Source organism: Arthrobacter sp. CAN_A2 (assembly GCF_015752045.1).
GTDB lineage: Bacteria > Actinomycetota > Actinomycetes > Actinomycetales > Micrococcaceae > Arthrobacter_D.
On record NZ_JADOUS010000022.1, the window covers coordinates 1 to 11,107 of the forward strand.

General features: G+C 63.1%; 13 protein-coding genes. 9 read left to right on the plus strand and 4 right to left on the minus strand.

The features are described from left to right. Positions 1–217: 217 nt before the first annotated feature. Positions 218–1,468 (minus strand): MFS transporter, encoded by a 1,251-nt coding sequence (locus tag IWX63_RS15630; RefSeq protein ID WP_199279080.1) that lies wholly within the window; start codon positions 1,466–1,468, stop codon positions 218–220. Positions 1,469–1,542: 74 nt separating this feature from the next. Here IWX63_RS15630 and IWX63_RS15635 point away from each other — a divergent pair, with 74 nt between their 5' ends. The 3 genes from IWX63_RS15635 (at position 1,543) to IWX63_RS16970 (ending at position 3,199) form a co-directional block, all read left to right on the plus strand. Continuing rightward, positions 1,543–2,097 carry an ArsR/SmtB family transcription factor gene (locus tag IWX63_RS15635; RefSeq protein WP_199279081.1) on the plus strand — a complete coding sequence of 185 codons (555 nt, stop codon included), beginning with the start codon at positions 1,543–1,545 and terminating at the stop codon, positions 2,095–2,097. Between the two features lie 165 nt (positions 2,098–2,262). Continuing rightward, the gene (locus IWX63_RS15640) at positions 2,263–2,622 is read left to right on the plus strand and encodes a hypothetical protein (protein WP_199279082.1); all 360 of its coding nucleotides are present in this window, start codon (positions 2,263–2,265) and stop codon (positions 2,620–2,622) included. Between the two features lie 217 nt (positions 2,623–2,839). After that, on the plus strand, positions 2,840–3,199 hold the full coding sequence (locus IWX63_RS16970) for a DUF7793 family protein (protein ID WP_442859136.1): 360 nt from the start codon (positions 2,840–2,842) through the stop codon (positions 3,197–3,199). 63 nt (positions 3,200–3,262) lie between these two features. On the opposite strand, the gene IWX63_RS15645 is transcribed toward IWX63_RS16970, so the two are convergent. Next, complete coding sequence (locus IWX63_RS15645) at positions 3,263–4,402, minus strand: hypothetical protein (RefSeq protein WP_199279083.1); 1,140 nt, start codon at positions 4,400–4,402, stop codon at positions 3,263–3,265. Then, positions 4,396–4,731, minus strand: coding sequence for a PadR family transcriptional regulator (locus tag IWX63_RS15650; RefSeq protein ID WP_199279084.1), 336 nt, complete (start codon positions 4,729–4,731; stop codon positions 4,396–4,398). Before IWX63_RS15650 ends, IWX63_RS15645 begins: the two co-directional genes overlap by 7 nt. A 134-nt stretch (positions 4,732–4,865) precedes the next feature. Between IWX63_RS15650 and IWX63_RS15655 the strand changes: the two genes are divergently transcribed. From IWX63_RS15655 to IWX63_RS15680, 6 genes are all read left to right on the plus strand, one after another. After that, a complete protein-coding gene (locus IWX63_RS15655; RefSeq protein ID WP_199279085.1) occupies positions 4,866–5,111 on the plus strand; it encodes a hypothetical protein in 246 nt (81 codons plus the stop codon). Then, positions 5,108–6,145, plus strand: coding sequence for an SRPBCC family protein (locus IWX63_RS15660; RefSeq protein ID WP_199279086.1), 1,038 nt, complete (start codon positions 5,108–5,110; stop codon positions 6,143–6,145). The genes IWX63_RS15655 and IWX63_RS15660 overlap by 4 nt, the downstream gene beginning before the upstream one ends. Positions 6,146–6,657: 512 nt before the next feature. Next, positions 6,658–8,382 (plus strand): IS21 family transposase, encoded by a 1,725-nt coding sequence (gene istA, locus IWX63_RS15665; RefSeq protein WP_199279087.1) that lies wholly within the window; start codon positions 6,658–6,660, stop codon positions 8,380–8,382. Further along, complete coding sequence (istB, locus tag IWX63_RS15670) at positions 8,379–9,197, plus strand: IS21-like element helper ATPase IstB (RefSeq protein WP_199279088.1); 819 nt, start codon at positions 8,379–8,381, stop codon at positions 9,195–9,197. Before istA ends, istB begins: the two co-directional genes overlap by 4 nt. A gap of 649 nt (positions 9,198–9,846) precedes the next feature. Then, on the plus strand, positions 9,847–10,287 hold the full coding sequence (locus IWX63_RS15675) for a hypothetical protein (protein ID WP_199279089.1): 441 nt from the start codon (positions 9,847–9,849) through the stop codon (positions 10,285–10,287). Positions 10,288–10,331: 44 nt separating this feature from the next. Further along, positions 10,332–10,640: a hypothetical protein gene (locus IWX63_RS15680; protein WP_334685932.1), complete on the plus strand. Its 309-nt coding sequence runs from the start codon at positions 10,332–10,334 to the stop codon at positions 10,638–10,640. Positions 10,641–10,685: 45 nt separating this feature from the next. On the opposite strand, the gene IWX63_RS16870 is transcribed toward IWX63_RS15680, so the two are convergent. Further along, positions 10,686–11,107, minus strand: a 422-nt coding sequence (locus tag IWX63_RS16870; protein ID WP_334685933.1) for a hypothetical protein, incomplete at its 5' end; no start/stop codon positions are given.

Here is an 11,107-nt window from a genome sequence, read left to right on the forward strand (position 1 = left end):
GGCAGAATCGTCACACCCACCTGCCAGAATCAAACACATCAGGCAGCCAGTAAGCCCCGATCACACCAACGAAACCGCCTCATGAAAGATCGAGGTTAGTGCGTTTCGTACAAAGTGATCTTCAGGACTTCATTGCAGAGAGCGGCTTCGGGTGGGGAGAGCTCCGGGGACCCCTCAATCCTCCTACTAATGAAATTCCGTCCTGAAGGGGATCGGCTTATGGCTGAGTGTCAGCGGCGGTGATTGCCTTGTTTGTGAGGATGGGCATCAGTCCCAGCAGTGTCAGAGTCAGCATTCCCATGATGGCGAACATGGCTTGCAGGCCAAGGCCTTGGGCCAGCAGGCCGCCGACTGCGGCTCCGATCGGCATGGTGCCCCAGGCCAGCAGGCGGTAGGCGCTGTTGACTCTGCCGAGTAGACGGTTGGGTGTGATGCGTTGGCGCAGGGACACGGTGATGACATTCCACAGCACGATCAGCATGCCTCCAACGAAGAAGACTGGTCCGAGGACATAGGGGGTGTCGGTGATGGCGGGCGAACCGACGAATATGGCGACCCCGAGGATTGCCAGGGTCAGCGATGCCGCCCTGCCGAGTCTGGCTTCCACACGTTCGGCGATGAACGAGCCGACGAACGCGCCCAGGGCCGAGGTCGTCAAGAGCAGGCCGAAGCCCGTGGCGGAGAGCCCCATCTGTGAAGCCGGGCCGACGGCGAACAGCACCAGGACCGCGAAGGCGGCACTGGAGGCGAAGTTGAACACTCCGGTCATTACCGCGAGGGTGCGAAGGATTCTGTGGTCCCGGAGGAACCGCAGCCCTTCGCCGATGTCGAAGCGAAGCGTCGTCTTGTGTTCGCGTTCGGTGCGGAAAGATCCCCGAACCAGCAGCAGGCCACAGGCGGCGGCAAGCCACAGTGCCGCCGGCATGGCGAAGCCCGCAACGACGCCGAAAGCCACCAGCAGCCCGCCCAGCGGTGGCCCGATGAACTGGTTGGTGATGAGCTCGACCCCGTACAGCCGGCCGTTGGCGCGCGAGAGCTGATCCCTGTGCACCACCTGGGGAATGATCGACTGGGCGGAGGTGTCATAGAGCGTTTCGGCCACCCCCACCATCAGCGCGACCACGTACAGGACCCAGAGGGACCCCCAATCGAGCACAATGGCCCCCACCAGCAGGGCCGGCAGCACGGCCCGGCCGAGGTTGGCCCACACCATGAGCCTGCGCCGGTCCAACCGGTCGGCCAGCGCTCCGGCGGTCAGGGCGAACAGAAGCCAGGGAAGGGTCGCTGCGACACTGAGCCCGGCGATCAGGACAGGCGACTGGGTGAGCTGGATGGCCAGCAGCGGCAGCGCGATCTTGAAGATCCCGTCGGCGAGGTTGGACAGCCCCGAGGAGGCCCACAGCTTCCAGTAGGAGGCGCCCAGCGGCGCCCGTGCCGTCTTGTCCGCCTGTGCTGCTTGGGGAGTCATGCATGGACCATTCCACAGTGATTGATAAACTTCAAGGTGATAGATTCCAGTACATCGGACGGTAGGATGGGTGCATGACCGACACAGCACCACTGGACGCGGACGGGCAGGCGAACCGGACAGGGAAGCCGGCCGCAAGTGCCCGGGAGATCAAGGCGCTGGCCCATCCGCTGCGCCTGAGAATTCTCCGCCTGTGCGGACTTCACGAACTGACCAACAAGCAGCTCGCCGACCGGCTGGGCCAGGATCCGGGCACAATGCTCTATCACGTGCGGCAACTGCTCTCGACCGGGTTCCTCGAACCGGCCGAGGTCCGCACGGGAAGCAGCGGCGCCCTTGAAAAGCCATACCGATCCACGGGGCGGTCGTGGAATCTGGATACCGCCCTCGGCGACGCCGGTCCTCTGGCGCCAGTCGAGGCATTCCGGGAAGAACTGATCGAAGCGGGCCCGGACGCACTGGCGAGCCTCTCGCGTTTTGTTCTGCATCTCTCAGCGCAAGACGCGGAGGACCTCATTACACGCGTAGACGCCATACTGAGCGAATACACCGACAGCGACAGCGACAGGCAACGATCCGACCAGCCCGCATACGGTGGCATCTTCGTCCTTCACCGGACACCCGACTAGGCCGTCGATCCCTTCAAGGACAAATCCGCGGAACCACCAGCTCAAAGTGGTGCGGTGGAGGATCGGCAGCGGAACGCGCGTGGCCCATGTCGCGGTCGGTGCTGGACCAATTCGCTGACGCTGGGGAAGTCGGCGCCTGACGATCCGATGTGGTTATCGTGAGTTATGGATTCCACGAAAATTGCTTGGTTAATCGCCGGATTCATCGCCTTGCCAGCAGGCGTCCTGGTTGGCGGACTCCTCCTTCTCAGGAAAGAATCCGACACGCGGGCGTGGACGCCATACATGTGGACCGTCGTACTTGCCACCATCGCGTGGGTCCTCCTCGTGAACGCACAGAGTGGAAGAGTCGAACCCTCAACCGATGAGAATCCGAACCTTGAGATCTTTTACTCGCTCTTGCTGGTCCTCAGCTTGGCCGGGATCGTCATCATCGGTGGCTTCTGGACGCTCGTAGGTCGGGCAGCCGCCATCGAACGAGAAGCATTGGCACTTCAGGAAAATATCCGCGAATCGCAAGAATGATCCACTGTCCTGACCAGCCATGTACGTTTCCCCCGGCTCGTGGCATGCCGACGGTAACTGCCCCCCCAGCGTTCTCGCGCAAGGATCCTGCAACGCGCATAGGGAAGCTCTTGTCGGGACGTCTCACGTCTCTCGTCCGGTGCATTAGACGATGGACTGACACTTGCCGCTGATGGACGAAGTTCAGAAGGTGGGTGCCCCCTGCGAGGCTAAGCGCATGAACCCGGGGGCCAGCGCACGTTTCGTCTTGACCGTAGAACCGGATTTCAACCGGATCCGATGGGCCCCGGGAGTGACGATGTTCGGTCGCGACGTGCGTGCCACGATCGGAGCCGTTGATTCAGTATCCGCAGCGGGTAAGCGGCCCCTGCTGGTCCATATTGGTTCCGTTCAGAGGATCACCTCGGACGCACGCGGTCTACTTATCGAAGACACCTGTTCGACGCGGACTGCGGTTCTCGGAGCGGACCCGGTAAGCATGGTTATCACTGCCTTCGCCTACACCTCCGCGACCCCCACCCAGTTCTTCACTGATGAGAACGACGCCGCGGCGTGGCTCCTCGAACAATCCCCGTAACCTATCCAACCGCGCGACTTCTTGAGATAGAGCTCGCCCGCGAGCCCCGGTCCGAGCGTGGCGTCAGCGTTCGGCATGAGTAGGTGGTCGGTGGCGGAGGTACCCGAGGACGGTCAGGCATGAGGCTGTGAAGGCGATGGCCATGAACCAGCGGACGTTATCCCACGCCCATCCGTGTTGCAGTCCCTCGAAGGCCAGATATCCGAAGGCCGGGAGTGCCACGACCCAGGCGATACGGGCCCAGCGTTCGCGCATGCGTCGGCCGGACGTCGATCGGGGTAGTCGGGAGGCGTAGTCGTTCGGTGGGCCGAATTCTTCGTGCAGGGTCGAACCGTTGTGCTCGGTGTGCTGGCGTGCTTCGGCGATGGTGGCGCGTACTTCCTTCTCGGGCATTTCCAGGCGTAGACGCAGGATCCCCGCGAGCTGCAGGGCCCACTGATCATCCGCGTCGGCCGATTGAGCTCCTTCCCGGCCATGGTGCGGTGCGGTGCCCGGCGTGGCGGGAGTCGAGGGCCGGCGGATGCGGGGCGTTTGATCGTCGGGGATGTAGCGGTGTAGAACGATGGCCAGGAGTGCGTGCACGATCATCAGGATGGCGTACCACCAGAGGGGCCCGGTCAGCAGCGGCGTGTTGTTGCCGATTATGAACGCTGCGACGGTGATCCCAACACCGAGGAGGGCCGGCAGCAGTGCGACGAGGACCGCCCACAGGCGTCTGGTGCGCTGGAGCCGGGTCTCGAATGCCGTGAGGCTCACCAGCGCGGTGACAGCGATCAGGGATGGTGCCAGGAGCTTGCCGAGGGTGTAACTGGTCGTCCAGTTCCCGGAGATCAGTTCCAGGATCCCGATCATGGCGACGATGACCGTTGCGACGGTCGCGGCCAGGACGGGGACGTCCCGCCACCGCGTTGCTGGTTCCACGGGCAGCAGTGGCGCGCCATCGTTGCGCCACTGCTCGATCTGAGCGCGGACGTAATCGAAGGGCTCACCGAAGAGGTCCGGCGGGCTCTCACCGGAGTCGCGGACCAGGGTCACCGCCCTCGTCAGTTCAGCACGGACGAGGGATGTGTTGATGTTCTCGATGGACAACCGGCCGATGACGAGTTCAGCCCAGTCCTTGTCCGCCCTTTCGCCTCGGGCGTGTTCGAAGGCGGCCGGGAGCCTGTCCAAGTGTTCGAGGTTCAATTCCGGGAAGCTCACCATTGGTTCTCCTGTTCACCGCTGAGGGCCCGGGTCAGTGCCTGCCACCTGGTCAGGCCATCGGCGAGATGCTGCCGACCCGGCTCCGTCAGGGAGTAGATCTTGCGGCTGGGACCGGCATCCGCCTGTTCCCAGCGCGCCTGGACGTACCCGGCGTCCTCCAAGCGGCTCAGCACCGGGTACAGGGAGCCTCCCCTCGGTCTGCCGAAGCCCCGCGCCTCAAGGCGCAACGCGATCCCGTACCCGTGCAGCGGGCCATCGACGAGACAGCCGAGCACTGCCAGGTCGAGGCTGGCCCGGATCCACGGCAACGGCCACTGCGCGTCATCCATGTACCTAAGTATGAGCGATACCTAGGCAGATGAACAACCGTCAGTCCTCCACGTTCATGCTCGCTCGGATTCCTGCTTGCCCGAGCGCTCAACCTGGGTTGACACCACTGGAACCGGCAACCTAGGTTGACAGTATGGAGTCATCACAGGTTGCCGTGACTGCCGCGGATACCTCGGACCCTCGTGCCGGTCTGCGGGCCGTAGCGGCCCTGCGTGTCCTGGCGGACGCGCTGGAACTTCGCCAGGTCGAGGCCGCGCTGCGCGCCGGGATGAGCTGGCAGATGATCGCGGACGCGCTCGGGGTCACGCGCCAAGCGGTCCACAAGAAGTACGCCAAGCGCGTTGATCCCTCGATCCTCGGCCCCAGGAGGCAAACATGAGCAGATTCACCCGGTACGCGACCACCAGCCAGACCCTGTCTCTGGTCGCGATGGAGGAAGCCTCCCGGCGGGGCCTGCGTGAAGCGGACCTCGAGGACTTGTTCCTGGCCTTGGTGCTCAACGACCAGTCCGCCGGTCAGGTCCTGCGCGAGTTGGGCATCACCATTCAGGTTGCCCGCACCGCCGTGGAAGAACAGCAGCGGGAACAGATCAGATCCTTGGGCATCACCGTCGATCTGCCCCCGTCAGGGGACATCGTCTTGCACGAGACGGCCGGGTATACCTGGTCCAAACGCTCCCGGGACCTTATCGGTCGGGCCGGACAGAGACGCCGGACGGCCGATGCTGCCGCGGTGCTGCGCGAGCTGGTGACCGAACCCAGCGGGCTGATCACCGACCTCCTCCAGCGGCTCGGGACGACGCCGGCCGCGGTCCTCACCGAACTCGACCGCACACCAGCGACATCGAGCACCGGCGAGAAGGGCCGCGCACCTCGCCGTAGCAAGCTCACCGGCACCAGCGAGTCCTTCATCCCGGCACCGGTCGAGGACGTTTGGGCCCTCCTGGCCGACCCGAGTCGGGTCCCCGATTGGGAACCAGCCATCGGTGCCGTCGAGTCCTCCACCACCCCGGAACCCGGTGCCGAGCGGACCATCACGGAAGTACGCACCGGGAGCACGCAGGTCGTCGGAGTGTGGGTGGCCCATGCGCAAACCACCCACCCGGACGGCAAGCCACTGAAGGTCAAGGACAGGTTCCGGCGCCGGAAACTCGAGCTCCTACGAGCGGACCCCACCCACATCAGCTGGCGCTTCACCTACCCGGACACCGATCAGGGCCTGCCGATGATCACGTCCTTCGACCTCACCCCCACCACCGGCGGAACACACCTCACCACCCACATGACCTGGTCGAAACACCCCGGCTGGCGGTCCCTCCTCAGCCCCCTACTGCAACCCATCCAACGATTCCTGATCTGGATCAGACTCTCCCAAATCAACGCCTCCATCAGCCGCACCTTCCGCCAAAACTGATCACGAAAACCACGGCCTGCCGCCTGCCGCCCACCGTCTGCCCGACCACGGCCGGGGGCATCCCGGGTGACAAGTGTGGTGCGCCTCCTGCCCACAGGTGCACGGCACAAGCTCCCCACGCTTCGCTGCTTGTCCCGCACACAGATGGACAGCAGTAACCTTCCTGACCGCCTGCACACACCCACCACCCCGCCGACACCGGAACCCATGCCTCGAGCGAATGGTGGATGTGCACAGCCTCCTCATCACCGTGGAGACGTCCAGTACGAGCCGGTCCTCATAGGACTACGGAAGCTCCTCGCGGCAACCCGGGCAACGGAGGCTAGGGGGGCAACCGGGCAATGAGGGCACTGGGGGCTAGGAGCCGGGTGACTATGACAGGTTCAAGTGGCCCCACTGTGACGGTTTGAACCGGACCCACCTAGCGACTCGCGGGGCTTCTTATGACGGTTTGAAGTGGCCCCACCCCAGCGTTGGAATCATCGATTCGTTTCCAGTGGTGGAGGTCAAGGATGAGAGCACGCGTGGAGGTATTCGCAGCGATCCGTAGGGACGCCCGAGTGGAGGGTCTCTCTGTTCGTGCGCTGGCGGCTCGTTATGGCGTTCATCGTCGAACGGTCCGAGCAGCATTGGAGTCGGCAAAACCGCCGGAGCGGAAAACGCCAGTTCGAGTGTCGACGAAGCTGGAGGCGTTTAAGTCTGCGATCGACTTGATGCTGGTCGAGGATACGACAGCGCCGCGGAAGCAACGCCATACTGCGCGCAGGGTCCTTGCCCGGCTGATCGAGGAGCATGGGGCTGAGGAGTTGTCGTATTCGACGGTGAGGGACTACGTCCAGATCCGCCGCGCGGAAGTACATGTCGAGGCCGGCCGTCGTGTCGAGGTGTTCATCCCGCAGGAACACGCACCGGGTGCGGAGGCCGAGGTGGACTTCGGGGAGGTCTGGGTCGTGCTCGATGGGGTGAAGACGAAGTGCCATATGTTCGTCTACCGGCTCTCCCACTCAGGGAAGGCCGTTCACCGGATCTACCCGACGCAGGCGCAGGAAGCGTTCCTCGAGGGACACATCGACGCGTTTACTGCTCTGGGCGATGTCCCGACCAAGCACATCCGCTACGACAATCTCACGAGCGCGGTTACGTCGGTGGTGTTCGGTCAGGGCCGGCAGCGGGTCGAGAACGACCGGTGGGTGCTGTTCCGCTCTCACTACGGATTCGACGCGTTCTACTGCCAGCCGGGAATTACTGGCGCCCATGAGAAGGGTGGGGTTGAGGGTGAGGTGGGCCGCTTCCGCCGCAACCGGCTCTCTCCGATGCCCGTCGTCGCTACTTTGGATGAGCTTAACGACCGGATACGGGTGTGGGAGGCAGAGGACGACGGACGGCGGATCAACGACAGGATCCGTACCGTCGGTCAGGACTTCGAGACGGAACAACCGCTCTTAGTGCCATTGCCGGCGGAGACGTTCGATCCGGGGCTGGTGCTGACCCCGAGGGTGGACCGGTCCTCAATGATCACCGTGCGTATGGTGAAGTACTCCGTGCCGGCCCGCTTCATCGGCAGGAAGGTCCGTGTCTCACTACGGGCCTCTGAGATCGGAGTGCTCGACGGGCGCGTGATCGTGGCCAGGCATCAGCGAATCACCGTCAAGCACGGCCAATCCGTGCAGCTCGATCACTACCTCGAGGTCCTCAAAACCAAACCCGGGGCTCTTCCCGGTTCCACGGCCCTGGCCAGGGCACGACAGACCGGATCATTCACCAACGCTCATGAAGCGTTTTGGGCGGCGTCCCGGCGGGTCAACGGCGACGCGGACGGCACCCGTGAACTCATCGACGTCCTGCTCCTCCACCGGTTCATGCACCCCGACGACATCCAGGCCGGTATCAGCGCAGCCCTCGGAGTGGGTGCGGTCAGCGCCGACGTCGTCGCGGTCGAAGCACGCCGACACGCAACCGAAAACCTGAACAGCAATCGGAACCGGGCAGGCGTGGGTGGGTCCAGTTCAGACCGTCACTTCGGCGCCCATCGTGGTGCTCACGCCGAGGACAAAGTGCAAGGGGTTGTCAGTCTTACCCAACGCCGCCTCATGGACCCCGCCGCTGTCATCGCCGGCCTCCCACCCGACAGCCGCCCGATCCCGACCGTCAGCTCCTATGACGAGCTACTCGCCAAACGCGCCCCAGCAAACCCAGCTGGCACGACCGTCAGCATATCGAAGGAGAACATCTCATGAGCCCCACAACCTCGACCACCACAGTGACCCCGACATTGCGCCGTCGCCGCGGCCTGACCGAGCAGGCCGCCGTCGCGGCCGTAGACCAAGCCTGCCGGAGGCTACGCCTGCCCACGATTCGGGCGGTCCTCGACGAAGCCTTGACCGTCGCCGGGAAGGAACAGTTGTCCTACCAGGGTTTCCTGGCCGAGCTGCTGCTAGCTGAGTGCGATGACCGGGACCGTCGCTCCTCGACCCGGCGGGTGAAAGCGGCGAACTTCCCGCGGGACAAGTGGCTCGGAGACTTCGACTTCGACGCGAACCCCAACATCAACCCCGCAACCATCCACACGTTGGCGACCGGGGACTGGATCCGCAAAGGACGACCCCTCTGCCTCATCGGAGACTCCGGAACCGGGAAATCCCACCTCCTCATCGGCCTGGGCACCGCGGCCGCGGAGAAGGGGTACCGGGTGAAATACACGCTCGCCACGAGGCTCGTGAACGAGCTCGTGGAAGCCGCCGACGAGAAGATGCTCGCGAAGACCATCGCCCGGTACGGGCGGGTCGACCTGCTCTGCATCGATGAGCTCGGCTATATGGAACTCGATCGACGCGGCGCCGAGCTCCTCTTCCAGGTCCTCACCGAACGCGAGGAGAAAAACTCCATCGCGATCGCCTCCAACGAGTCCTTCTCCGGCTGGACAAAAACCTTCACCGACCCACGACTCTGCGCAGCCATCGTCGACCGGCTCACCTTCAACGGAGCCATCATCGAGACAGGCACCGACTCCTACCGCCTCGCGCACACCCTCGCCCAGCAAAGCACGAGCTGACCCGCTGGTTTATCACCATCAACTACGAGCGCCCCACCTCGGGCGGGGGACTACCGGCGGCTGTCCTGCAAGGGATTCTCTACCGGGCAGATCAGAGGCAGCTAACCTTGGCGATCACGTGGTTCCACTCCGTGATCTAGCTCCATCCAAAGACGGTCACGGTCGGATCCAAGAACCGCGACTGCATCAAGACGCATGTCGTGACCGGTCCGAGGATGAGCCGTAACAAAGTACCCACCCCGCAATTCCTCCGCGGAGTACCACTCTGGACCGTAGTCCTCTTCCGCATTTTCGTGTTCCCCATTAAGCCAATGCACCTGCGTCCACATGCGCTCCAACTTCAACCAGAAGGCCGGCAGGACACGCATGGGGCTGATCGAGGTAGTCACCCAACCCTTGACCTCACCATCCAGCGAGAGCTCCCAGACCCCTGCTCGAAAAATGTTCAGTAGCGGATCCTCGGGCCAATCCGTTTCGTCCATCCATCTGTCTATCCATCGCATACTTCAGTTGTAACCCTTCCCGCCCCGGAGGGCGGTGGTCCTGCGTGCGCGGGTTGGGACGAACGTGCAGATGAGGATCGTCTTGCCTGCACTCGAGGTAAGTCTGCCCCTTGCTCATGGAGGGATGGATGCCCGACGATTGAGCGATGTGGAAATGGTGGGAGCTCAAGCTGAAGCTCAGTCGCGAGTGGCGCGCACGGAAAGCCCGCTTGCTGGAGTTGGAAGCCCAGCCGAAGCCTGACTACGGTTATGGGCCGTCCTGGGAGGGACTCGTTGCTGGACGGCGTGAGTTCGCCGGCACAGTGATCAGCGGCCCTTATATCGGCCACGACCTTCTCATCCACGTGTACGGCGAAGCTGACCTGAACCGATCCTATGAACCGAAGGACTTCGACTTCGCCGCTGACTACTTCATTACCGATGAAGCGTTGGCCGGTCCCGGAGACGACGACCCGGACCCCTGGTTCGCCACTCTCGAAGAACTGAAAGAGTGGCTATCTGAGCAGTCCATTGACTGGTACCCGCCCTATGTCTCGCTCGCTCGCCTCGGCTTAATACATGGCTTTGACGGCAAACGAGTGCCGTAGTGCGCGGCATCTCGCTAGGGGATCCCCTCAGGGGAGCATCTCTAGTGCATTCTGTTGATATGCATCCAAGCAGTCGCAAGTGGAAAAGTACGGCCGCGGCGGTCCTGACGCTGCTTAATGATCTGGATCCGTACAACCTCAAACCTGGCACGCCAGCCGGTGCGCCGCACGACGAGTACGAGAACGAGGCGCACCCCATAGCTAGCTTGCTGTTCAAGAGCGGGTCAGTCAGTAGGAGTCAGGTGGACGTGATTTGGCAGGAGTGGTTTCAGGAACGTCTAAGCGAGGTCATCGGTGCTGTGAAGGCTGATCGCTTCTGCGTCAACCTCAACTCGATCAATGACTCGGCCTAACGTCCCGGAATGTTCGAAAGCCGATCGCTCTTCGGGACGGATAGATCAGGTTGAAGTACAGGTCAAAGGCGCCGTGCTGAGCCAATGCCGCAGGTAGCTTCGCCCCAGTTGATCACCCACATCGTCGAGGGCTGCCTCATACTCGCCGCGATCGAATACAAGCGGCCCAACATGAGTGACCCTGTCTTCCTCCTGAAACTCGTCCAGCTCGTTCTCAGTACTTGGCGGACCGTCATGACAGAACTCGCTCCAAACCACCTGATCGGTTCCAACTTGGACGCTTACGCTGATCCCACCGCAGCCCTCGTCAAAGCATCCACCACAGAAGTAGAGCCAGACACGGTGCAGAAAGAACTCGCCTGGAAGCTCCCCTGGTTGGGCCCCCGTTAGCAGTCCAGCGTCTATGCGATAGCTAATTGGTTTTCTGCGGTCCAGCGTTTCCAGTATCGGTTCGGTGTCATTCCGTC